The sequence below is a fragment of the Fibrella arboris genome (assembly GCF_041321095.1).
Taxonomy (GTDB): Bacteria; Bacteroidota; Bacteroidia; order Cytophagales; family Spirosomataceae; genus Fibrella; species Fibrella arboris.
Window position 1 is genome coordinate 212,434 of record NZ_JBGGWE010000002.1, and the last position, 22,516, is coordinate 234,949.

At 53.9% G+C, this 22,516-nt stretch carries 20 protein-coding genes; 10 read left to right on the top strand and 10 right to left on the bottom strand.

What is annotated here, in order from left to right; genetic code table 11:
- Positions 1 to 139 precede the first annotated feature (139 nt).
- Positions 140 to 1,051: a helix-turn-helix domain-containing protein gene (locus tag ACAW75_RS03435; RefSeq protein ID WP_370727275.1), complete on the bottom strand. Its 912-nt coding sequence runs from the start codon at positions 1,049 to 1,051 to the stop codon at positions 140 to 142.
- Between the two features lie 194 nt (positions 1,052 to 1,245).
- On the opposite strand from ACAW75_RS03435, the gene ACAW75_RS03440 reads away from it, so the two are divergent.
- Positions 1,246 to 2,847 (top strand): carboxylesterase/lipase family protein, encoded by a 1,602-nt coding sequence (locus ACAW75_RS03440; protein ID WP_370727276.1) that lies wholly within the window; start codon positions 1,246 to 1,248, stop codon positions 2,845 to 2,847.
- Positions 2,848 to 3,228: 381 nt separating this feature from the next.
- A complete protein-coding gene (locus tag ACAW75_RS03445; protein ID WP_370727277.1) occupies positions 3,229 to 4,791 on the top strand; it encodes a sensor histidine kinase in 1,563 nt (520 codons plus the stop codon).
- Positions 4,792 to 4,900: 109 nt separating this feature from the next.
- On the opposite strand, the gene ACAW75_RS03450 is transcribed toward ACAW75_RS03445, so the two are convergent.
- Positions 4,901 to 5,821, bottom strand: a complete 921-nt coding sequence (locus tag ACAW75_RS03450) for a helix-turn-helix domain-containing protein (RefSeq protein ID WP_370727278.1) — start codon at positions 5,819 to 5,821, stop codon at positions 4,901 to 4,903.
- Positions 5,822 to 5,912: 91 nt separating this feature from the next.
- Positions 5,913 to 6,794: an SDR family NAD(P)-dependent oxidoreductase gene (locus tag ACAW75_RS03455; protein ID WP_370727279.1), complete on the bottom strand. Its 882-nt coding sequence runs from the start codon at positions 6,792 to 6,794 to the stop codon at positions 5,913 to 5,915.
- 563 nt (positions 6,795 to 7,357) lie between these two features.
- Between ACAW75_RS03455 and ACAW75_RS03460 the strand changes: the two genes are divergently transcribed.
- The 6 genes from ACAW75_RS03460 (at position 7,358) to ACAW75_RS03485 (ending at position 11,544) form a co-directional block, all read left to right on the top strand.
- Positions 7,358 to 8,206, top strand: coding sequence for an aldo/keto reductase (locus ACAW75_RS03460; RefSeq protein ID WP_370727280.1), 849 nt, complete (start codon positions 7,358 to 7,360; stop codon positions 8,204 to 8,206).
- Between the two features lie 288 nt (positions 8,207 to 8,494).
- On the top strand, positions 8,495 to 8,977 hold the full coding sequence (locus ACAW75_RS03465; protein WP_370727281.1) for a nuclear transport factor 2 family protein: 483 nt from the start codon (positions 8,495 to 8,497) through the stop codon (positions 8,975 to 8,977).
- The gene (locus ACAW75_RS03470) at positions 8,961 to 9,638 is read left to right on the top strand and encodes a flavodoxin (RefSeq protein WP_370727282.1); all 678 of its coding nucleotides are present in this window, start codon (positions 8,961 to 8,963) and stop codon (positions 9,636 to 9,638) included. The genes ACAW75_RS03465 and ACAW75_RS03470 overlap by 17 nt, the downstream gene beginning before the upstream one ends.
- 147 nt (positions 9,639 to 9,785) lie before the next feature.
- Complete coding sequence (locus tag ACAW75_RS03475; RefSeq protein ID WP_370727283.1) at positions 9,786 to 10,511, top strand: carboxymuconolactone decarboxylase family protein; 726 nt, start codon at positions 9,786 to 9,788, stop codon at positions 10,509 to 10,511.
- 44 nt (positions 10,512 to 10,555) lie between these two features.
- Positions 10,556 to 11,050, top strand: a complete 495-nt coding sequence (locus ACAW75_RS03480) for a cupin domain-containing protein (protein WP_370727284.1) — start codon at positions 10,556 to 10,558, stop codon at positions 11,048 to 11,050.
- A gap of 44 nt (positions 11,051 to 11,094) precedes the next feature.
- A complete protein-coding gene (locus ACAW75_RS03485) occupies positions 11,095 to 11,544 on the top strand; it encodes a putative quinol monooxygenase (RefSeq protein WP_370727285.1) in 450 nt (149 codons plus the stop codon).
- Positions 11,545 to 11,653: 109 nt separating this feature from the next.
- Here the strand turns inward: ACAW75_RS03485 and ACAW75_RS03490 are convergent, their stop codons facing one another.
- The 4 genes from ACAW75_RS03490 to ACAW75_RS03505 form a co-directional block, all read right to left on the bottom strand.
- The gene (locus ACAW75_RS03490) at positions 11,654 to 12,454 is read right to left on the bottom strand and encodes an alpha/beta fold hydrolase (protein ID WP_370727286.1); all 801 of its coding nucleotides are present in this window, start codon (positions 12,452 to 12,454) and stop codon (positions 11,654 to 11,656) included.
- 98 nt (positions 12,455 to 12,552) lie between these two features.
- Positions 12,553 to 14,034, bottom strand: coding sequence for a DUF4403 family protein (locus ACAW75_RS03495; protein ID WP_370727287.1), 1,482 nt, complete (start codon positions 14,032 to 14,034; stop codon positions 12,553 to 12,555).
- Positions 13,964 to 14,983 (bottom strand): DUF8465 domain-containing protein, encoded by a 1,020-nt coding sequence (locus ACAW75_RS03500; protein ID WP_370727288.1) that lies wholly within the window; start codon positions 14,981 to 14,983, stop codon positions 13,964 to 13,966. Before ACAW75_RS03500 ends, ACAW75_RS03495 begins: the two co-directional genes overlap by 71 nt.
- Before the next feature lie 140 nt (positions 14,984 to 15,123).
- Positions 15,124 to 17,196: a TonB-dependent receptor family protein gene (locus tag ACAW75_RS03505; protein ID WP_370727289.1), complete on the bottom strand. Its 2,073-nt coding sequence runs from the start codon at positions 17,194 to 17,196 to the stop codon at positions 15,124 to 15,126.
- 283 nt (positions 17,197 to 17,479) lie between these two features.
- Between ACAW75_RS03505 and ACAW75_RS03510 the strand changes: the two genes are divergently transcribed.
- Positions 17,480 to 18,622 (top strand): spore photoproduct lyase family protein, encoded by a 1,143-nt coding sequence (locus ACAW75_RS03510; RefSeq protein ID WP_370727290.1) that lies wholly within the window; start codon positions 17,480 to 17,482, stop codon positions 18,620 to 18,622.
- A 64-nt stretch (positions 18,623 to 18,686) separates the two neighbouring features.
- On the opposite strand, the gene ACAW75_RS03515 is transcribed toward ACAW75_RS03510, so the two are convergent.
- Positions 18,687 to 19,448 (bottom strand): hypothetical protein, encoded by a 762-nt coding sequence (locus tag ACAW75_RS03515; RefSeq protein ID WP_370727291.1) that lies wholly within the window; start codon positions 19,446 to 19,448, stop codon positions 18,687 to 18,689.
- Between the two features lie 91 nt (positions 19,449 to 19,539).
- On the opposite strand from ACAW75_RS03515, the gene ACAW75_RS03520 reads away from it, so the two are divergent.
- Positions 19,540 to 20,637, top strand: coding sequence for a hypothetical protein (locus ACAW75_RS03520; RefSeq protein WP_370727292.1), 1,098 nt, complete (start codon positions 19,540 to 19,542; stop codon positions 20,635 to 20,637).
- A gap of 1 nt (position 20,638) precedes the next feature.
- Here the strand turns inward: ACAW75_RS03520 and ACAW75_RS03525 are convergent, their stop codons facing one another.
- Positions 20,639 to 21,862 (bottom strand): MDR family MFS transporter, encoded by a 1,224-nt coding sequence (locus tag ACAW75_RS03525; RefSeq protein WP_370727293.1) that lies wholly within the window; start codon positions 21,860 to 21,862, stop codon positions 20,639 to 20,641.
- Between the two features lie 28 nt (positions 21,863 to 21,890).
- On the bottom strand, positions 21,891 to 22,463 hold the full coding sequence (locus tag ACAW75_RS03530) for a PD-(D/E)XK nuclease family protein (RefSeq protein ID WP_370727294.1): 573 nt from the start codon (positions 22,461 to 22,463) through the stop codon (positions 21,891 to 21,893).
- Between the last annotated feature and the right edge of the window lie 53 nt (positions 22,464 to 22,516).

The window sequence follows — 22,516 nt, forward strand, 5'->3', positions numbered from 1 at the left end:
TTGATACTATCGCTTTTCAGAACATGACCGGGCGGCTTACGCCGTAGGGATTTCACAGCGCAGCGTCGCCGGGCCGGCGAGGGCTTCCTTACAAAAGCAGGGTATGTAGCAACAGATCACGCGTAGCCCCGATCAATTCTCATGCAGCATCCGCATCGGCGGCCCGGCGGTATTCGTTGGGTGACTGACCGACCCGCTGCTTAAATAGCCGGTTAAAATGTTGTGGGTATTTAAAGCCTAAGTCATAGGCTACCTGACTAACGGATTTGCTCTGGTCGAAGATGCGTTCTTTGGCTACGTCGATCACCTTCGCCTGGATGTATTCCTGCGCGGTTTTGCCGGTTTCTTTCTTGATCAGATCGCCAAAATAATTGGCCGACAAATTCAACTCACCCGCGCAATACGCTACTGAAGGCAACCCGATCGTCTGGGGTTTATCGGTTTGAAAATACGCATTCAGCAAATTCTCAAACCGCTCCAGAATTCCCTGATGCACATGATTCCGGGTAATAAACTGCCGGTCATAAAAACGGACGCAGTAATTCAGAAACAGTTCGATACTGTTGACAATCAGCTTCTTGCTATGCTTGTCAATGGCGTACTGTAATTCGTACTCGATTTTTGCAAAGAAATCCAGCACCAGTTCCCGCTCCCGTTTCGATAGATGCAGGGCTTCGTTCGATTGGTAGCTGAAGAAGGTGTAGTCCTGCATATGGCGGCCCAGGGAAGTACCATGAATCAGATCTGTGTGGAAGACCAGCCCGTGGCCTTTAGGCTGATACGTTTCTCCATTGCTATTGAGGCCCGCCACCTGACCCGGCGCCAGAAAAACCAGGGTGCCTTCCTGATAGTCGTACGTGTGACGACCGTAGACCATATCTCCGCATTTTACATCTTTCAGCAGAATGGCGTAGAAGCCAAAATACATACCAGACCCTTTTCGAGGGGCTGCTTTCGAGAAGTCGATCACACTGATGAGCGGGTGGAACGTTTCGTGGTTGTTGAATACGTTGTAATCGCTGATCGTCTCGAATCGTCGTAGGGTATCCATAGTCCGGCTTGTTATACGCCTCAAAATTAAGGCATTCCAAATACGCTACCCGACCCGTGCTCGCGAATCAGGAATATTGGTAGTAATGCCCGTAATCTGTATACCCGTCAGCTAGAGCAACGGGCAGACCTTTGCCCAAGCGAGCACAAACAGCCGATCTACACGCTCAGGCAACGTACCTAAACCAGAACATCGTGAAACAACTACTCCTGGGATTTACCCTTTTGCTTACCCACGCCTTGCAGGCACAACAAGCAGGCCCCACCGTTCGTACAGCCTCTGGAGTCGTACGCGGCGTGACTGAAGGCGATGTTTCCAGTTTCAAGGGCATTCCCTACGCCGCCCCCCCGGTTGGCGCCAATCGGTGGCGACCACCCCAGCCGGTTACGGCCTGGCAGGGCGAGCGCGATGCCAGTACGTTTGGCGCAGATCCCCCGCAACGAGGGTTTGGACCAGGTCCCGCTGCCATGTCGACTACCTCTTCCGAAGATTGCCTGTTTCTTAATTTGTGGCGACCCGCCAATGCCAGCCCGAAAGCAAAGCTTCCGGTCATGGTGTGGATCTATGGAGGTGCCTTCGTATTTGGTAGCGGATCACAGCCAGACTACAACGGCACTCAGTTTGCCAAACAAGGTGTCATTCTGGTTACGTTCAACTATCGGTTGGGCCGGCTCGGTTTCTTCGCATTCCCCGCGCTAAGCAACGAACAGCCGGATGAGCCCAAGGGTAACTATGCCTATATGGATCAGATTGCCGCTCTCCAGTGGGTGCAAAAGAACATTGCCGCTTTTGGTGGTGACCCCAAAAACGTGACCATTTTCGGTGAGTCGGCAGGGGGTGTTTCGGTCCTTTCGCTCCTGTCCATACCAGCGGCGAAAGGTCTTTTCCAGAAAGCGATCAGTGAATCGGGTGGTGCTCGTGACGGCGTGCTTACCGGGCGGCCGATCAAGAAAGACAATGCGGATGTAAACTATCCGATATCGGCTGAAACCATCGGCGTAAACTTCGCCAGGCGCTATGGAATCGAAGGTACAGATGCGGCCGCGCTGGCTACACTGCGGGCACTCAGCGCGGCCGAGATTGTCGATGGCGGGCAGGAAACGGCTGGGCCGGGTGGCCCGCCCACGTATTCGGGACCTATCCTCGATGGTAAGCTTGTGGTAGAAACAGCCGAGAGCGCCTTCACCGCGGGCAGGCAGGCGAAAATTCCGCTTCTCATTGGGTCGAACAGTGCCGAAGTACCCGCAGGCTTTGTCAAGGCCAAATCGAAAGAAGAGCTGCTCGCGCAGTTCGGGCCGCAGAAAGACGAAATGGAAAAGGCTTACGATCCTGATGGCCGTACAGAATTTGCCCAAATGCTGAGTCTGGTCAATACCGACAAGGTATGGGCGGAGCCAGCCCGGTTCACTGCACGCTCGTTCATTGCCAGGGGTGCACCGGCTTATGTCTATCTTTTCTCCTACGTCCCTGCTTCGGCGAAGCAGTGGATGAAATATGGCGCCGCCCACGCGTTTGAAATCGGGTACGTGTTCGACAACCTGAGAGGCCGGCAGGGAGCCACCATTTCCCCCCAAGACAAGGCCGTTGCCAGTATGATGAACACGTATTGGGCTAACTTCGCCAAAACGGGCAGTCCAAATGGCAAGGGGCTGCCCCAGTGGCCGGTTTACGATCCAGAAAAGAACGAAGTCTTCGAGTTTGCATCAGATGGATCGGCAGCCAACACGCCAGATCAACGGAAAGCACGGCTGGACGTTATCGAGAAGGCCGTCAAGTCAGCGAAGGCAAAGCACTGACGTTTATTTAGGGCAATTGGGCGAGTGCCTGCACGGGCACAATTAACTAAAGCGGTCCGGTTAAGCACTTTTCTGCTTAACCGGACCGCTTTATTCGTTTCCTTTCGTTGTAAATTACCAACGAACGTACCTAACTGCGATCCCGACAGGTAGCTACCCGCAGTTGGCCTGGTCAGCTACGTCAAGCTCACCGGTCCGACGGCTTACTAACTAGAAATAGAGGCGAAAGCACCCCTTTTTGGGTAAGCCGCTCTGTCAGGCCACAGCAAATACGTTGCTTGTTTAATAGTTTAGCCCGCCGGAAGATACGGTCGGTTTTCTGGCACGCCTTTATCCAGGTTACCATGGAGGCGACCAAAACAAAAGGAGTACATCGAACACATGAAGCCTACGCCAGCAACTTCTTCGGAGGGCCCAGCCATCAACTCGCTACTCATCGATGCCATGCCAGGCAATCATCTGGTACTCCTGTCCGACGCCCCTACCTTTACCATTGCCGCCGTTTCAGACGAGTACCTGGTAGCCGTCGGCCTCCAGCGTGAGTCGCTGCTGGGCCGTGGGCTGTTCGAGGTATTTTTCCCGGACGGCCACAACCCGATCAGCTCTGAGCAGCTCCGGCAATCGTTAACCCAGGTAATCGACACAAAACGGCCCCACTTAATGACTGACCAGCGTTACCAGTGGCCCAACGTTGAAACAGGCTTACCGGAGTGGCGTTCCTGGCGCGTGGTTAATAAACCGGTGGATGGTCCCGATGGAAAACTGCTCTACATCATCCACACGATACACGATGTTACTCCTGAAACGATGTTAGTGGAGGTGGCCCGCGATAATCAGTACCTGCAGGCGATCATAAACTCCTTTAAAGAGCCCATGCAGGTGCTTCAACCGGTTTTTGAGCAAGGCGAACTGGTTGATTTCCGCTATGCATTGACCAATCAGGCTTACGCAGCCTATGCCAACGCAACACCGGACGAGCTAAAGGGAAGACGGGTAGGCGACGTATTCCCCGGTTATTTTGACACGGTGAGTTTTACCAACCCCGTCGAAACCTATAAAACGGGACAGCCACTTACCTTCGAGATCCACTACGATAAAGATGGACTCGACCTGTACAACTTAATGAGCACGGCCAAACTGGAGGAGGAGGTCATCGTCCACTTCACTGATTTCACCCGGTTGAGGCAACTACAACACCAGCTTGAAGGGAAAATCGACGAACTGAAGCGCTCTAATGACGACCTGCAGCAGTTCGCCTATGTGGCCAGTCATGACCTGCAGGAGCCCTTGCGCAAAATTCAGGCTTTCGGCACCTTGCTTCAGGCGCAATACGCTCCAGCGCTGGGCCAGGGAGCCGACCTGGTGGAGCGGATGCAATCAGCGGCCTTGCGCATGACCACGCTGATTCGTGACCTACTGACCTTTGCCCAAATTACGGCTCAGCGCGGGACCGGTGAACCTACAGCATTGGCCAGTGTGATTGATCTGATACTGACGGATCTTGACGTGCTTATTAGTGAAACAGAGGCGACCATCCAGATAGGCGCGCTTCCTGTCGTAAAGGGCGATGCGTCGCAGTTAGGACAACTATTTCAAAATCTCCTGAGCAACGCCCTTAAATTCCGTTTACCTACCAGAAAAGCCCAAATCAATATAGACGCAACGGTAGTCGACCGTAGCCACCTGCCGCCCGGCGTCAAACCAGCCCAGTCAGCAGAGGCCTATCACCGGGTTGACGTAGCTGATAACGGCATTGGTTTTGAGCAGCAATATGCGGAGCGCATCTTTCAGGTCTTTCAGCGCCTGCATGGCCAGAGCAACTACACAGGGACCGGCATTGGTTTAGCCATCTGCGAAAAGGTGGCCACCAATCACGGTGGAGCGATCACGGCTAGAGGGCAGCTCGGCCAGGGGGCTACGTTCAGCGTGTACCTACCCGTGTAGGAGCCTTTCGCCTTTTTGTAAAGTGGAGAAGTGATTAATCGCTTTCGCGGTCATCAACTACTTTATCTGTAGCTCCTCATCACCAGCCACAACCTCTTTATCAGTCTGCTTAATTGAACGACCGCCTGAATTCCAGTGGCGACAGGTTGGTTTTCGTCTTGAAGAGCTTACTGAATGATTGTGAGTGCTCAAATCCCAGTGCATAGGCCACTTCACTTACCGTCAGCGTAGTGGTAGACAGTTTTTCCTTGGCGGTTGAGATTAGCTTATCATGAATATAGTGCTGGGCACTCTGTCCGATCAATGACCGCAGCATATCACTTAAATAACTGGGGGATACGTTTAACTGCTCTGCCAGGTAACCGACGGTCGGTAAACCCTGACTTATAGATGTTTCGCTGGCAAAATATTGATCGATCAAGTCTTCCAGTTTTTGTAACAGATCGTTATTCACCGCTTTGCGGGTAATGAACTGACGTTTGTAATACCGATTCGCATAGTTCATCAGCAGCTCGACCTGAGCAATCACCACGTCCTGGCTAAAATCGTCAATCCGGCTGTCCAACTCCTTTTCAATCAGGTTGAACAGCGCAATGATTGTTGCTTTTTCATCTTCCGACAGATGCAGCGTTTCGTTGGTTGAATATGAAAAAAAGCCATACTGCTTTATGGCCTTGGCCAAGGGATACCCTAAAAAGAAATCCGGATGAATGAGCAGCGTATACTGCGAACAGATGCTGCCCTCATCGGTACTGCTGCCAATTACCTGCCCTGGCGAAGCGAATAGCAGCCCCCCTTCGTCGAAATCATAATAGCTCTGACCGTACTTTAATTTGCCACTGAGTTTTGGCTTGTACGATACTTTATAGAAGCCCAGCACGTGAGAGCCAGGTAATGCATTCATAGCAACGGGGTAATGAGCCCCATTGATCAAACTGACCAACGGATGCTTGGGGGCGGGTAACCCAAAAGCTCGGTGCGCATCGGCCAGCGATTCAATTTTATAGGGACTGTTTTCATCTCTTTTCATAGCTCAGCACGTAAAAAATGATAACCGATGTCAGGTTAACTATCGGTTATCATGAATGATTTATCAATGTATTGACCTGTTGCCAAGTTCCTTACCTGGCCTCACCCTGCGCTGAGTTGGAGACAGTTTCCCACGCTTCCCAGGTGGCCAGGCGCTCCGTATAAGCTCTACGTACCCAGGGCAAATTATGGCTGCCCAGAAAGAAGCGTAGCGGCGGATTGTCGGCATCAACGACGGCAAAAAGCGCTTCAGGTGTTGCCTTCGGATCACCTCTTTCCAGCGATCTTAAATCCGCGAAAAAATGGTTTTTAAACGCAGTGTAGAGATCAAGACTTTGTGTAAACTTCAGGGATTCCTGACTGCCAAACTCAGTGGCATAGGCACCTGGTTCAATGATGGTCACGTTGATACCGAACGGCTTAACCTCTGTAGCCAGGCTTTCATGAATAGCTTCGAAGGCCCATTTTGACGAACAGTAGTAGCCGATGACCGGTAGTGTCACATGGCCCAGGTTGCTCGACGTACCCAGGATGTGGCCACTACCCTGCTTTCTCAACAAGGGTAAAGCCGCCTGAATAACAGAAACCGGGCCAACCACATTCGTTTCGTACAAGGCGCGAATATCATCTGCACTAGCCTCTTCAATGGTGCCAACCAGCGAGTACCCAGCATTGTTAAGCACAATATCAAGCCTGCCGAAGTGAGCGTAAGCTTGCTCTATGGCATTTTTTACCTGCTCGGGCCGTGTCACGTCAAGCTCCAGCGTTAGTGCATTATCGCCATATTCGTCCTTTAGGGCAGCAATGCTTTCCAGATTGCGGGCAGTGGCCGCCACCTTGTCGCCGCGCTTAAGGGCCGCCTCGGCCCAAACCCGTCCAAACCCGCGGGAAGTGCCCGTAATGAACCAGACTTTAGGAGTCGTCTGGGGTGCCGCCGCAGGGTAAACACCTGCCTTTTCATGTTGATGTATCATGATCTAAAACTTACTGGTTAATGATACATCAAAGGTCAGGGCCTATGAGTCGCTGCCTGTAGTCTAATTGGGGGGATTTGTAGTCGAAATGAGAAAACCCCACCAGTGGCGCTGAACGGCGTATTACTGGACTGATCGCTTCCGATGCATTGCCAGGGAATTACGAACTTACCCGATTAGCTGCGAACGCCTGGCTAACAGTCAGATCCTGTTCCAACGAATTGCGGGAATGCACCAAACAGGAGTTGCCTGACACGGCCTAAAAGGGCAACGAACCGTCAGCAGTTATAAACCTGTTTCAGGACGATACATACCAGCGAGAGTGCGCAACAGAGCCACTAAGGCAGTTTCGTACCAATCGCCCGGCCTTTTTATTTCGGATCGGTTCAGCATCCGCTAATTATTGGGCGACTACCTAACCCGTTACAGTAAAATTATTCCGTTCCTCCCAGCCTACCTGACGCGTAAACATTGATCAGGAATAATGGTAATAATCTCCGTAATCTGTATAACACGCAGGCGAAGAAATGCAGAGACCTTTGTCTTATCAATGTAACCAACCTATGCAACAAGTAATTTTGAACAACGGGGTAGCAATGCCCATCCTCGGCTTCGGCGTTTTTCAAGTCCCCGATCCGGCTGAGTGTGAACGCAGTGTACTCGATGCCATCGCCACCGGCTATCGGCTGATCGACACGGCAGCTTCGTATGGCAATGAAGAAGCGGTGGGCCAGGCCATCAAAAAGAGTGGCGTACCCAGAGAAGACCTGTTCATTACCACCAAGCTATGGATTCAGTCCCAGGGCTACGAGGGCACGAAGAAAGCCTTCGGGGCGTCGCTGAAAAAGCTGCAGCTCGACTACCTGGATCTGTACCTGATTCACCAGCCGATGGGCGACGTGTACGGCGAGTGGCGAGCCATGGAGGAACTCTACCAAGAAGGCCGGGTTCGGGCCATTGGCGTGAGCAACTTCCAGCCCGACCGGCTCATCGACCTGATCATTCACAACGAAATCGTGCCGGCGGTCAACCAGGTTGAAACGCATCCGTTTCACCAGCAGGTCGACACCCAGCAGTTCATGGTCGACAACAACGTGCAGATCGAATCGTGGGGGCCATTCGCCGAAGGCAAGAACGATTTGTTCCACAACGAGTTGCTGGCCTCCATTGGGGCGAAGTACAACAAGTCGGTCGCCCAGGTCGTCTTGCGCTGGCTGACGCAACGGGGGGTGGTAGCCATCCCCAAGTCCGTTCGCAAAGAGCGGATGGAAGAAAATGTTAACAGCCTCGATTTTGAGTTAAGTGCCGCCGATATGGCAGCCATCAGAGGGCTTGATACCAAGGCCAGCCTGTTCTTCGACCACCGCGATCCGGCTATGGTCAAATGGCTGGGCGAACGAAAAGTGAATTAATCAAACACGGCACCAATAAAAAACAGCCTAAAAGCATCAATTATCGGCATTTGCTTCCTGATGGCAGGCAAACAGCCTTCTCCCAGTCACAAAAACCAAACATAGCAACGGCTGGTACCAGTATGGAACAGGAAATCATCACGCTCTCGAAGGTTTATGTAAAGGAAAACGGCAAATGGACGATGGGACAACCGCACCGGCGGCCCGGTTTCATTTGCCAAGCTGATGAGGCCCGTTAAAAATTAGTCGAGTTCACTTGTTTATCTAATCCCAAAAATCAATCACTATATGAAAACATCAATGCTCAGTTTGTGTCTCCTGCTGATGGCTATGCAGGCATCTTTCGCTCAGACGCCAACGTCAAGCACAGCTACCCCCCTCCCAACAAAAGCGCAGCAGGAAATTATTGACCTCTCCAAGCAGAAGTGGCAGTGGATGGCCGACAAGAACGTGGACAAGCTGGCCGTGCTCTTTGACGATAAGGCCAAGTTTGTCCACATGAGCGGCACCTGGAAAAAGGACGAAGAACTTGACATCATCAAAACTGGCAGTATCTGGTACCGCAAAGCCGATGTACATGACGTAGCGGTCGAGCTTTTTGACAATACAGCCATCATCTGGAGCCGCATTACCCTAGAGTCTACGGTTCGGGGCACGGAGGCCAAGGTTGAGTTTACCGTGACCGAAGTTTATCAGAAGCAACGGAAAGACTGGAAACTGTTAGCCCTGACATTCAGTAGTGTTCGCGACACCCATGTTATTAAGCATTGACAAGGCGTCCGTCAAGATTCACTTGGCGACTCACGCGATCAGTGATAGCAGCATCTCCCGCCTGAAAAAAGCACTGTTGCTATCCGCACTGCTTTTGTTCTACTTGTTGCCCGTCTATTCACTGGCACAATCAGGGTCAGCCAAAAAGATACTGATTGTGTATCTATCGCGTACCAAGAATACCAAAGCGGTTGCAGAGATCATTCATCAGCAGGTGGGCGGAACATTGATGGCGCTCGAATTAGTGACTCCCTACCCCGCCAACTACCGCGCTACGGTGGAGCAGGTGGTAAAGGAGAACGAAACGGGTTTCCTGCCACCACTGAAAACCAAGATTGACAACATCCAGCAATATGACGTGGTATTCGTTGGCTTCCCAACCTGGGGTATGCAGCTTCCTCCACCCATAAAAAGCTTTCTGACCCGGTATCCGCTTCAGGGCAAAACCGTCATTCCGTTTAATACCAATGGCGGTTACGGTATTGGCAGTAGTTTTCAGACTGTGAGGGAGTTATGTCCCGAAAGTAAGGTACTGGAGGGGTTTACGACCAGGGGCGGTTCTGAACGAGACGGTCGATACCTGGTCATTGACGGAGAAAAAGCCAGAGAAGTTGAAACGAACGTAATAAGCTGGTTACGAAAGCTAAACAGGCCGAATTGAGCAGCTCATCGGGGTATATCGGCCTTTGCTCCAGCATTGACCAACGCCATTTTCGATTTGACGGGCCAGCGCATCCATAAGCTCCCTTTCAGTTTGGCAACCGTTTAAAATGCCAGTACTTCATTTATTAACACGACCTGTAGTCGCATGCGTATTTCGTTGTTCACGCTCATTGTTGTCTCTTTCATGGGGATCTGTCGACTTAACGCGCAAAACCAGCCCAATCAACCGGCTATCTTGTCAGCGAAGCAACAATGCATTGTCAGTATCGCGGCCCTCACGGCGAAGGGAGACCTGCAAAAGCTACAACCGGCCCTACGTGCGGGGCTAGACGAGGGGTTGACCGTCAATGAGATCAAGGAAGTGCTGGTGCATCTGTACGCGTATTGTGGTTTCCCACGGAGCCTTCGTGGGTTGCAGACGTTGATGGCGGTACTGGACGAGCGGAAGAAAAAGGGTATTACCGACAACATAGGCAAGGAAGCCTCGCCAATCATCAGCAACGTACCCAAGTACGAGCGTGGCAAAAAGGTACTCGAACAACTGTCTGGCCAACCCGAAACCGGACCAAAGCGGGGCTACGCGGCGTTCAGCCCGGAGATTGAGGTTTTTCTGAAAGAACATCTCTTTGCTGATCTGTTCGAGCGGGATGTGCTCAGCTATGCCGACCGGGAACTGACAACCATTTCGGTGCTGACCAGTATCGGAGGGGTCGAACCCATGTTGCAAAGCCATCTGGGTATCTGTTTACGGGTGGGCCTGACCGGACCCCAACTGGAACAGGCGATGGCGCTGATCGAAACCAACGTTGGCAAATCGGAAGCCGCCGCTGGCCGGATCGTGTTGACCCAGGTTACGTCGGCAAGGCGCTAAGCGAAAATCGAATAAAAACAGAGTGAGCTTTACTGGGTAACTCTATGAAAACTAATGTGATCGGCCTGATGGCAGTTGGTTTACTGATCTCGCTGATCGGCAGTCAGGTAATCGCCCAGACCCGGCCGGCAACCGTGACAGATGCGGGCGCCATTTTCCCAAAGGGACAGCGGGCACCGACCAGTAACTTTACCGGAACCGTCTGGGTGCAGCCATTGATCGAACCCGACAGTGCGATGAATATTCCGGTGGGGTACGTCACCTTCGAGCCGGGGGCCCGCTCGCACTGGCATCGCCACGCAGGCGGACAGGTACTGCTGGCCCTGGGCGGCGTTGGCTACTACCAGGAGCAGGGAAAGCCGATCCAGATTCTCCGAAAAGGCGATGCCGTGAAATGTCCACCGAACGTACCCCACTGGCACGGCGCTTCGCCAACGGTGGGCTTCATGCAGGTCGCCATCACGCCTAATACTGCCACCGGGCGAGTAACCTGGATGCAGCCGGTGAGCGATGCGGACTATACCAGTGTAAAGAAATAGGCAGCCATCATTGCCGGAAAACGAATCCGACCGAAACCTCACCAATGAACGTACCCAGCCTTATCAAATCAACCTATACAACGCTACACAACGCACTTCTCCCTATCGTTTTTGTGTTCTCACTGATCACTGACGGTCAAACGGCACTGGCCCAGCAACAGACAATGATGGTACGTATAGCCGAAATCGAAATAGACCCGGCTCACCTTGAGGCGTATAAAGCGATGCTGGCTGAAGAGGCGGCAGCTTCGGTGAAAGTGGAGGCGGGCGTAATTGCCATTTTCCCGATGTACCAAAAGGGATCGCCTACATCGGTACGGATTCTGGAGATATATGCCAGCCGATCTGCCTACGAGCAACACCTTAAGACGCCACATTTCCAGAAGTACAAAGCGACTACGCTCAATATGGTAAAGTCACTGAAGCTGGTCGAGATGGAATCAGTAGATGCTGCGACAATGCCTCTACTTTTCCGCAAACTAGCTGACAGATAACTTTTCTATTTCTGCGAAGCAGTCAACTTCTGCACCGCGGTCACCTAACGCAAAGGACAGCCCGACCGGCACAGCATTACCACAGCACTCGGCTTCAATACCCTCTTTATCACCTTAAAAACGCGACCACTTTCCGGGCAAATGCCGGCGTACCCATTGTGGTGTTGTGCGTACCAGGCACAGTCGCCAAGGTAGCCTTAGGCAGCACCTTGGCCAGGTCGGCGGCTCGGCCATTGTCTTCGTCCTGGTCACCAGCAATAACCAATACAGGCTGTTTGATCCGTTTCAGCTCGGCCGGAACGGTCACTGGCTGAAACTGTTGCATAAATTTTAACGCGGTGGTATCAGCCCCCGATTTCACGGCGTAGTCGACGGCTGGCTGCAGGTCGGGGTGGCTGCCCGGTTTGGCGAGGGCTTCGTAGAAGTTTCGGCGGCGAATCCAGTTGGGGTCCGAGAAATCCAGCCCCATGCCGCCCAGTACCGCGCGACGAACCTGATTTTTGGGGGCTACAGCCAGTAACTTCGCCGCAATGATTGACCCGCGTGAGTAGCCAACTACATCGTAGTTGACAAAGCCGAGGTGCTTCATCAGCGCGATAACGTCATATACCTCTTTGTCTTTCTCGTAAGCGGCTGCCTGATGCGGTTTGTCTGAACGGCCATTCCCGCGCAGGTCAAGCGTCACGACGGTGTAGCCCGAATCGGCCAGCATCGTGCGCAGGGCCGTTCGCTTCCAGGATTCCCCATTGCCGATGAAGCCATGAATGAGCACAACGGCTGGGCCACTCCCAATCTGATCATAGTGAATATTCACCCCGTCTGCCGTGGTAAACAGCGGCTCACGGGTGGTTTGCGCCAATGCCGTGATGGTTAGGCACAGGCCGGTCAGTAGCAGGGAGAACGTTTTCATAAAAAAGCCTGAACCGGGAATGCCCGCTGGTTCAGCATCGGGTAGTATCGTTTTTAACCTGAAGCACGATCGGGCGTTCCCGACTCAGCCTACTCATTTTACTCAAGACCTTGCACACGAATATTTACTTTCCCGTTGGCATGCACTACGGCAACCATTGACGTGGGGGTTAGATACACCTGATCGGGTCGAACCTCATTGATCTTTCCTGTCAGGGTTACGCCTTTTGCCAGCGGCAACGTACCCAGCCGTTCTTCAACCGACTGACGAACGGCATCGATCTGGCCGCCAACCGGGAAATTCAGGTTCTTCTCGAGGGTTTTAGCCAGCGTGCTTTTGAGCAGCCAGCTAGCCGCTTTCTGAAGCAGATTCCGGGTATCCAGATCATACGTCAGGTTTCTGAGCGTCACTGAGCGGGTCTGTGCGTCGTAATAAGGCTGGCCACGCAGGTAGATATCGCCGGTTACGCTGCCAGTGAGTCCCGCTTTGATGATCAGGTTATCGTTCTGGCCATACAGATCCAGGTCCGAAATAGTCACGGAGTAGGTACTGAAGCTGAACGACTTACCAACCAGCTGTTTTTTGGCCAGATCAGCTACTTCCGGGTACGTTGCCTCGCCAATGATACCGACCCGGAAATCATCGTTCACGTGCGGCACGACCGACAGATCGGGTAGATCAATGGCAGGTCGAACGATCGGCTTTGGCCCTACGGTTGTCAGCGTGTGCCCTTCCAGCCCAATGGTAGCGCGGATTTCGCCCTGCTCGAAACGCAGTGGTGTGATCAGTACGCGCCGGGGCACTACCATCAGCCAGGTCCTGAATTCATCAGACACATTGTACGGTTCACGAACTACATTCCAGGCACGCAGCACCGGGGTTCGGAGGTCGATCTTCTCACGTACCTGTTTGTCCAGCGTCTGGGTCACGGTGCCCAGGTTGCTGTTGATTGCTTTGCTGACGAGGCCCGTAATTGGAATATCAAGGCCCACCAACCGAATCGTTGGTTTGGTCACGTACTCGAACCCTTCTGCGGTCGTCCTGGTATTCACCGACCAGTCTTTATCAATAGAAAAACGGGTGGCAAACCGCAGGTCAATCTCGAACGTAGTTTCGCCCGACTGCATGAAACCCAGCACTTTTTTTCCTGCCCTGGCCCAGATTGTCAACGGAACGGAGAAATAGAACAGGCTGTCGCCCCGAACAACGCCTGCTTTTACACCAATCGGAGCGCGTTTCCAGACTTTGGTCATGAACGGTGTGCCGCCCCCATCGTCGTCGAAAGAGTTGTCTTCATAAATTAACCCGGTCACCTGTGCGTTGATCTGTCGTTCCACATCGGCGAGCGCAATGGCAACCGGAATATTGACCGTCGATAACAGAGCATCCGTGCGTACATCCATACTTGAGTTCGTGTAAGCCGCTTGGGGGGCAGCGGGATTCAGGCGTTTCGTACCCGACTGGCAGGCAGTGAACAAGGCAGGCCACAGGGCAACAACCAGCAGCCAGCTACTTAAGCGTGACCTTCGTGGCCCCGTAGCCGAATTTCTGTTTTTGGGCATCTTCAAAGAAACGTACATGAGGGTGGCGACTCAGCTGGCGGTGGAGTTCCTGGCGGAGTTTACCGCTGCCTACGCCGTGAATAAACGTAATATCGGGCATGCCGCTGGCAATGGCATTTTCTAAATTCTTCTCGAACGCCCGCAACTGAATCGCCACCAGATCGCCAGGTACGTTACCCTGGGGGTTGTTCGGCAGCAACTTCTCGATGTGCAGGTCAACCACCGCATCGGGTCTGGTCACCGCCACCAGTTCCTGCTCCGTCTTAGGCTCCAGCAAGGCAGTTTTAATGGCGTCGGCCTGCTGGTTCATGGCGGCGTTGCTGGTCTCGTCGTCGAGTTGAAACAGATGCCCCGGCTGCAGCAACACAGGTACATTCTGCTTGCTTTTGAAAAACGATTGGGCACGTGGTTTCAATCGTTTCACCAGCGGCAAACGGGGGGGCTGCCCAACGCCAGGCCGAAAGTAGAGCGCCTGAAACAAGAGCGTCGGCCACTGCTCAAACCGGTCCATGACGTACATTTCGTTGAGCTTAACCTGCGACTTGGCGTTAAGTGTAGCTGCCTGCAAGCCACGGGCCTTGCCTTCGCGTTCTTCAGAAACCGTGAGCAGGATCTCCCAGTCGGTATTGTTCACGATGTGTAAGGCCACGTCACGGTCGTTCTGCGGCACGTAGGCCAGATACAACCCTACATTCGACAGGATCTGTCCGGAAGCGCCCAGGCCAGCCGACGTACCCATCGGCGTGCTGGTTCGCTGGGGGGCAATTGTTTCGCGCAGCGCTGCTGCCTGGCTCGATGGCTTGAATCGTTCGGCTTCCATGGGCGACACAACGACCAGTTCCGACTGCATAACCGGAATTCGAAACCCATCTTCAATTTCAATCTCGACGCGGTTGCCCGTCAAAAAACGAACAACGACACCCTGCTCTTTGGCCCGGATCATCCGGACTTTATCCCCAATATTCATAGCTGTCAATCTTTATGCAAGTGAGATTGGTAAGTGCGTAATTGGTTACATAGGCCATTCGTGCCAACACATCAACGACTCCCTGCGTCCTAATTGCCCGATCACTCAATCACCGGATTTCCTCCTCACCAATTGCCTAGTTACTTAATCTCCAACCGAAGTCCCACCGTAAAGTTTCGGCGGGGCGCGGCGTTGTAATAACGGTTTCCCACCGCATTTAGGTCATAACCGAGACTGTATGTCTGATCGAGGAGGTTGTCGCCGCCTGCATACAGGTCGGCGGCCAGGTGTTTGCCGATGGTTCGCCGATAGCCTGCCGTAGCCTGTAACAAACGCGTGGGGTCGGCCATAGCGGTGTTGGCATCGTTCAGCGCAAAGGGGGGTAAAAACTGAAAGGTCAAGTGCGCATATAGCCCGGCAACGGTCGTGTAGTCAAGCCCCCAAACGCCAGTAAACGGTGCAACACCCGGCACCCGATTGCCCGACAGATCAACGGCCAGCTGCTGGTAGTTCAGGTACGTGTAACGGGCAAGGGTAATCGTTTGCCAGACACTCAATCGGGGGCCTCCAACGCTGGTCTGCGGACGAAGCAGGTCATACCGCAGCGCCGTTTCCAGGCCCGTTTGTTGGGTGTTGCCGGCATTCACAAAATAGTCGGCCCCGTTCTCCTGTGAACGGCGGGTAATGGTTTCGTGCAGCTGAAGCGAGTACCCGACCAGATCAACCTGCAGCCGGTTGCCTAACCGACCACGTACTCCCAGTTCCGTTTGAATGCCCCGTTCCGGGTTCAGATCAGCGTTGAAAAAACCGGCCGACGAAAGCACCTCCTGGCTGGTGGGCGTAGAATACCCACTGCTGACGTTCACAAACACAGCCGCGTTTTGTCCCAGCGGTTTCAGAGCCGAGAGCCGCAGCAGCCAGGCGGGTGTGAACGACCGATGTTGCGGGCCCGGCCCTGGCTTGCCAGCGATGGAAAACCGGGTGAAATCGTAGCTCGACTGATTATGACTGAGACCGGCAGTCAACACCAGGTCGATTGGACGAATGGTTATCTCTTCCTGCACAAACACATTCCACTGCTTGGCCCGAAGCTCGTCGTCGGTTTGCAGCGTATCGGGTTGGCCGCGCCGGTTGCCGAAATTACGCGAGCCTGTCCGGTTGGTTTGCCACTCGCCCCCAAAGACCAGCGCCATCGGCACGGCATTATCACTGGCCACCTGCGTAAAGCGCGTGACCGAACGGACCCCAATCCCCTGATCGGTACGCCGCTCATAGTTGGTGATAAACGGGTTGTTGAACTCTGTCGACGACAGGTATATGGTATTGGTCGTCTGCCACCGGCTGCTCCAGGCCATCGTGTGCGACAGGCCCAAATACCCAACTTTCTGGTAAATGCCTGCCCCCTGCGCCGCGCTCCCCGGCAAGGTAGCCGTGGCTGGACGCGATGCCTGCGGATTTGCCCGGAACTGAGCCTGCGTTAGTCCGCCCGGCGTTTGATACGCGAGATCGGAGTAAATGAACAGGGCAGCCAGCGTTTGTTTGTCGGTTGGTCTGAACGTACCTGTGAAGGCCACATTATCGCGCGACAGGCCGCTTTGCTCACGGTATCCATTCGACTGCAAATGAGTCACGCTCAGCGTTATGGCCGACTGAGCTGTAGCCGACTGAGCCAGTACGCCGTAGCCTACCTGCCCATAGCTACCACCCAGCACATTGACCTCTGCCCGGTTTACGCCGGCCGTTAGGGCTGGTCCACTGAGGAGTACCGTGCCGCCTGTATTAGCCCCGTATAAACTGCCCGATGGCCCTTTGATGACCTCCACCCTACCCAGCATCCTGACATCAAGTGCGTTCAGGGGCGTGTTGCCCGCCGCGTCGGTCAGGGGCATATCCTGGTAATACACTTTCACGTTTCGAACGCCAAATGGCGACCGGATCAGGCTCCCACGAATCGAAAGGCGGTAGCTGCCCGGCGACCGTTCATCCATCCGCACGCCCGGCAGCGTATTCATGGCCGACACGAGCGTTGGCGTGGCAAATCGTTGTACGAGTTCGGCCCGCGACAACAACCCAACAGACGCCGCTGTGGTCAGCAGTGATCGATTGCTTTCATAAGCCCGGACAACCACTTCGGCCAGGGGTCGGGCGGTTAGCGTATCTGCGGAAGCTACCACCGTCGAGTCGGCTGTCTGAGCCAGCGACGGCGTAATCATACAGGCTAAAATTCCAGCGAGTAGCGAATGGTTGATCATGGGTTGCAAAAGTAAACCGACCTGTAGTATGTAAGCCAGGAGCGGCCTTTTTTATCTCCTAACCAATAAGCCAGGCCAATGGACTTCCGTTCATTCAAAAGCGAGTTCCATGCTGGTTCAGCCCCGCTCAAAACACATTTTCGGGGTTCGGCAACGACTTGGTTAGCCGTAAAATAAAGGCGATTTGTTGAGCAAATAGTGGCCAAAATGGACCGATTAAAGCCCTTTTCGTGTTTTCTTATTGATGGAAGATGTGCTGGAGAATAGTGTAGACATGACGCCTAAAACCGATGTTCGGTCGGCGCGGATCTGGATGCCGAAACGGGTGTTATTTACACCCGACGCCCTGAATGAACCCTTTGGGCAGCAGATATACGAACGGGTGTCGGCGCTGAACCTGCCCATTGAGGTGTTGAAGTCGAACCGACTTACCGGGTTACGGGGGGCTGACGAACGCGACACATACCGTATAGCCAAAAATACCCTGGCGGTCGTGAACGCGCCGCCGTCGGCCATGCGGTTGCAACCGATTCCTCCTTCGGCCGATTGGCAGATGAACCTGGCCGAAGGTTGCCCCGCCCACTGCCAGTACTGCTACCTGGCCGGCAGCTTACAGGGGCCACCCGTGGTACGGGTGTATGCTAACCTGCCAACGATGCTGGCCCATACGGCCACGTATGAAGGCACGTACCCACCCAATAAGAGCTGGCAGACCACAGATGCCAGTCGCCCAACTACGTTTGAAGTGAGTTGTTACACCGACGTGCTGGGTATCGAACACCTGACCGGTAGTCTCGCCGAATGTATTCGCTATTATGGCACGCGGGAAAACGGCCAGCTCCGGTTTGTAACGAAGTATGATCAGGTCGATACGCTGATCGATCTTCCCCATAACGGACAGACACGCGCCCGGTTTAGCCTGAATGCCGAAACAGTGGCCCGGCGCCTCGAAGGGGGCACCGCCTCTATAGAAGCCCGATTACAAGCCTTGCGCAAGCTGGCCCTGCCCCGCGCACAGGGAGGCGGCGGCTATCCGGTAGGTGTTGTACTGGCACCCATTATGCCTATTCCGGGGTGGCAGGACGCTTATGGTGAGTTGCTCGACCGGATTTATGCGGCGCTCGATTATGGCCAGAACGCCGATCTGATCGACCTGAATGTCGAGTTCATCAGCCACCGCTTTACACCGGGGTCGAAAGACGTGCTGCTGCAATGGTACCCGAACACTTCGCTCGACATGAACGAGGCCGACCGGGCGCAGAAGCGGAATAAGTTTGGTGGTACGAAATACGTGTATCAGCCGGCGGATATGCAGTCGATGAAGCGGTTCTTTTACGACGAATGGGCGAAGCGATTCCCCGCCGCGCCCATACTGTACTGGACCTGATCTACCCTGAAAAGACGGTCCGCCGCAGTGACGGGCCGTCTTCGGGCCGACTTAGTAATGGGGGTTAAAAAACGTAGTTTCTAGCCCTGAACTGGAACGTGAGCCCGACTGACAAGACAGCCATACTCAGCGTTTTCTGACTGCTGACGGTAGATTTTTGGGAAAGTCCTCCCAACTGTGATTCGACAGGTACGTTGGCAAAGGTGAAGTGGGAAGAAGTGTAATCACCATTCACGTGCAGGGCAACGGCTGGCGTTAGGCGGTACCGCGCCGTGAACCCTAATCCCCCCGCTATTGCTTTTGCTTCCTGGTTATCGGTGCGAATGAGCGTGTTCACCTGATTCACCTTTCCCTGTACGCAGGTTTCGGGGCAGGTAGCCCATACTTGCCCGGCCATCGCCCGCAGATCGAGCGCAACCCGACCGATCGGGATCGTAACGTACGGCCCGGCCATGATGCTACGCGTTTGCCATTGCCCCGCCCGACCATCGGCGGCGATGACGGTCAGTTCACTACCCGGCGTCTGATTATACTGATTTAGTATCGCTGTTGCGTCGATCCCATTGTAGGTCTGTTCATAGCGGGCCATCAACCCCAGCGGACCAGCCATTCGGTAGCCCCCCGACACACTCATCGACTGCCCGCGCAGGGCCAGGCCGTTGCCCGCTTCCCCCGTCCGACTGCCGAACGTACCCAGTGGCTGGCTAACACCGGCGGATATAGAAATAAAGCCGTTTTTTTGAAGCGTATTGTAAATAAAAGCTTTCTGTGCCATGCCAGCAGAGGCAGTGAGCAGTAACGTGCAGAGTAAAACGATCCGTTTCATAGTTGGGCGTTTGTAACAGAACATTAGTTTGTTACGAACGCTTGTCACAAATGCAGTGCCAGAATTAATTTCTGTTTCCGTTCTTTGGCTTATGCATCAGCAATCCGCACTGGACCTTCTCATCATAATAGCTGATAATCAGCAGGTAAGCTCACCATTTTTTAATCCCGGTCTGCTTCACGCCTACCGATATAATCAAGCCTGGAGCTACCGGAGGCCCGATCCGAACCTCTTTTATACGGCTATCAGCGCCTTCACCGTCCAGCGATTACATTCGTCTTTTACCCCCGATGAACAGGCCGTTGCTGATCGGATTTTAGCGCTCGCCCTACCGACATACGCCCATTTTCAGAACAAAGCAGGGCTGGCTACCTATAATTTCTACGGCACAAAGCCCACAGCGCATTTTCCGCATGGCAGACTGATGCACCGGTTCAACCATTTTAAATTACCGGATGATATTGATGACACCGCGATGGTCTATCTGACCACGACGCCATCAGTTGAGCAACTCGATTTTCTGACCCGCAAACTGGCCCAGCACGCCAACCGAACCCGGCTGACGGTACAGCATTCCTTTGCCGACTACCGGGACCTGAAGGCTTACTCGACCTGGTTTGGCCTGCATATGCCCATCGAATTCGACGCCTGCGCCATTGCCAACATGCTGTATGTGGTCTACGAATATGCCCTGCCCATCGACGCGCATGCCCAGGATAGCCTGACCTTTTTGCACGACATTATCCTGACTGACCGGTACCGTACCGATGCGTTCCGTTGCGCACACAATTACGCCCGGCCACCGCTGATCCAATACCATCTGGCCCGGCTGATTGGTGTGTTTAACCCCGTACGGCTGCAATCAGTACGGGACAAACTGGTCGCTGACCTGCACGCCGATTTCAGGACCACCACGAATCGACCCGATCAGCTGCTGCTGGCCATTGCACTTATGCGACTTGGTGAACAACCGCTGGCCAATGTGCCTTTGGCCGGTATAGAAGCCGATTTCGCCTCATTCTCTTTCTTTATAGCAGGCATGCTTTCCGCCTACACGCAGCCCTGGCTCTACCGATGGGCCAGCCGGTCCTTCTGGCACATCCGCTGGCAATGCGACGACCATAACCGGGTTTTGCTGCTGGAGTACCTGGTCCTACAACGTGAAAGGCAGACAGGTGCGTCTGTTTAGGTTATACGCTGACAGCCGATGCTGGGTTGGCCGATACCTGCCGGTTTACCAATAACAAACCTACCGCTGCCACCACAGCAATGCCCAGCATAAGGGTCCAGAGCGTTTGAAAACCAAACCGTTCGGCAACCTGTGAGCCAATCAGCGGACTACTTACCTGCGAAAGCGCCCAGCCCATCGAATACAACCCCAGGTATTGCCCTCGATTCCGCTCGTCGGACCGGTTGGCAGCGAAGGTGAGCAGAAAAGGCATAGCCAGCATCTCGCCCAGCGTGAGCAACGTGATCGTTACCCAGGCTATACCCGGCCAGCGCGTCAGCGTCAGGATAAACAAGGCGAGGCCGGTCAGGATGGCGCCAACCGCCGAGATCAGCAACCGTTGCTGAGTGCGCCGCTCCAGGGCATAGATCAACGCCATCTCCACCGCCACAATAAGCAGTCCATTCAGGGCCATAAACAGGCCAATGCCTCCTTCCGACACACCCAGGTGCTTTTTAAAATACAGTGGCAGCAGGCTAAAAAACTGCATGAAGGCCGTTGAATACAGAAACACGCAGCCGGTGAAGAACAGGAAAAGGCCGTCGCGGTACGGCGACCTGACTGCTGGCAACTGTGTGTTGGCTTCATGGGTTGTCGTCGGCGAACGGGCAGGGGCCGGTAGTGCATAAAACAGATACAGCGCGGCACAGATGCAGGTGAGCCCATCGACCCAGAACAGGAGTTGGTAATGTAGGCTCGCCAGCAAACCACCCAGCCCCCCTCCGACCGCCCAGCCGAGGTTGATCGCCAGCCGGTTCAGCGAGTAGGCCCTTGTTCGGGTATCGGGTGTACTGTAAAAAGCAAAAGCCGCTGAGTTGGCGGGTCGAAATGCGTCACCCAGTGCCGTAAAAACAAATACAGTAAGGCATAGCCACTCGAACCGGACAATGAACTGCATGATGAGGAGCATCAGCCCGCCAAAAAGCAGGCTGATCACCTGGATCGGGTAAAAGCCAATGTGATCGGTTAGTCGGCCACCCAGGAACGTACCCAGCAATGAGCCGATGCCAAACAACGCCAGCACGACACCGGCCTGCTCTACAGAGTAATGCAGGCATTGAGTCAGGTACAGCGACAGGAAAGGCAGCACCATGGTACCAGACCGGTTGATGAGCATCACGCCCGCCAGTAACCATACCGGCCGCGATAAACCCGAATAGGCATTCCGATACAGCTGTATAATCATACGGGCAAGGTACAGGAATCACCGTTTACTAGTGCACAATCTTCTTATCGGTAATCTGATCCCGGTGTTCGTTGATGAATGCCTTGAAGAGCCGGATCTCCTCCAGTTGCCGGTCAATCGGGTGGGTTAGCGCATAGCTCTCAACGTACACCTCCTTGAAGTCGGTGATCAGGTATTCCATCAACTTTATCCCCTGCCGCTTCAGCGCATGGAGGTATAAATTCTGATGATTGAACAGGAATCGACCGGGTTGGTAGGAGCCTGTGGTTTTAATGTCTACCGCTTTGTATTTGCCAATCAAATCAACGTACCCATAAAACAGTACATCGTCTAACTGCCACTGGCAATAGACCTGCACATCGACGATTGGCCGGGGCAGCAGTTTTCGCATCTTCTCCAGCAGCTCGGTATCAAACTGGTCTTCGCCCGTTCCTTTAATCAACGTTTCTTCAAATGAAGTACCCCGTTGCTGGGCCGGCGTAGTGGGCGTCGGTACCCGGTTGATGGCGTCGAGAAGTTGTTGCTCCGTAATCGTTCCGCCGTTCAGATACCGCGAAAACGTATTCAGCAGGGTGGGATAAAATCGGTAGGTTGTTGACATAAAAATTTCCTGTATCGACCCGTCAGGAAACTGGTTGCTCCGCTGACTGGCCC

What these genes read in the sequence shown, in the direction of transcription:
- ACAW75_RS03500 (WP_370727288.1), bottom strand. Translation starts at nt 14,983, where the DNA reads ATGAATATTGGGGATAAAGTCCGGATGATCCGGGCCAAAGAGCAGGGT.
- ACAW75_RS03435 (WP_370727275.1), bottom strand. Translation starts at nt 1,051, where the DNA reads ATGGATACCCTACGACGATTCGAGACGATCAGCGATTACAACGTATTC.
- ACAW75_RS03455 (WP_370727279.1), bottom strand. Translation starts at nt 6,794, where the DNA reads ATGATACATCAACATGAAAAGGCAGGTGTTTACCCTGCGGCGGCACCC.
- ACAW75_RS03510 (WP_370727290.1), top strand. Translation starts at nt 17,480, where the DNA reads ATGGAAGATGTGCTGGAGAATAGTGTAGACATGACGCCTAAAACCGAT.
- ACAW75_RS03470 (WP_370727282.1), top strand. Translation starts at nt 8,961, where the DNA reads ATGTTATTAAGCATTGACAAGGCGTCCGTCAAGATTCACTTGGCGACT.
- ACAW75_RS03480 (WP_370727284.1), top strand. Translation starts at nt 10,556, where the DNA reads ATGAAAACTAATGTGATCGGCCTGATGGCAGTTGGTTTACTGATCTCG.
- ACAW75_RS03490 (WP_370727286.1), bottom strand. Translation starts at nt 12,454, where the DNA reads ATGAAAACGTTCTCCCTGCTACTGACCGGCCTGTGCCTAACCATCACG.
- ACAW75_RS03485 (WP_370727285.1), top strand. Translation starts at nt 11,095, where the DNA reads ATGAACGTACCCAGCCTTATCAAATCAACCTATACAACGCTACACAAC.
- ACAW75_RS03495 (WP_370727287.1), bottom strand. Translation starts at nt 14,034, where the DNA reads ATGTACGTTTCTTTGAAGATGCCCAAAAACAGAAATTCGGCTACGGGG.
- ACAW75_RS03445 (WP_370727277.1), top strand. Translation starts at nt 3,229, where the DNA reads ATGAAGCCTACGCCAGCAACTTCTTCGGAGGGCCCAGCCATCAACTCG.
- ACAW75_RS03520 (WP_370727292.1), top strand. Translation starts at nt 19,540, where the DNA reads ATGCATCAGCAATCCGCACTGGACCTTCTCATCATAATAGCTGATAAT.
- ACAW75_RS03515 (WP_370727291.1), bottom strand. Translation starts at nt 19,448, where the DNA reads ATGAAACGGATCGTTTTACTCTGCACGTTACTGCTCACTGCCTCTGCT.
- ACAW75_RS03525 (WP_370727293.1), bottom strand. Translation starts at nt 21,862, where the DNA reads ATGATTATACAGCTGTATCGGAATGCCTATTCGGGTTTATCGCGGCCG.
- ACAW75_RS03460 (WP_370727280.1), top strand. Translation starts at nt 7,358, where the DNA reads ATGCAACAAGTAATTTTGAACAACGGGGTAGCAATGCCCATCCTCGGC.
- ACAW75_RS03465 (WP_370727281.1), top strand. Translation starts at nt 8,495, where the DNA reads ATGAAAACATCAATGCTCAGTTTGTGTCTCCTGCTGATGGCTATGCAG.
- ACAW75_RS03475 (WP_370727283.1), top strand. Translation starts at nt 9,786, where the DNA reads ATGCGTATTTCGTTGTTCACGCTCATTGTTGTCTCTTTCATGGGGATC.
- ACAW75_RS03450 (WP_370727278.1), bottom strand. Translation starts at nt 5,821, where the DNA reads ATGAAAAGAGATGAAAACAGTCCCTATAAAATTGAATCGCTGGCCGAT.
- ACAW75_RS03530 (WP_370727294.1), bottom strand. Translation starts at nt 22,463, where the DNA reads ATGTCAACAACCTACCGATTTTATCCCACCCTGCTGAATACGTTTTCG.
- ACAW75_RS03505 (WP_370727289.1), bottom strand. Translation starts at nt 17,196, where the DNA reads ATGATTACGCCGTCGCTGGCTCAGACAGCCGACTCGACGGTGGTAGCT.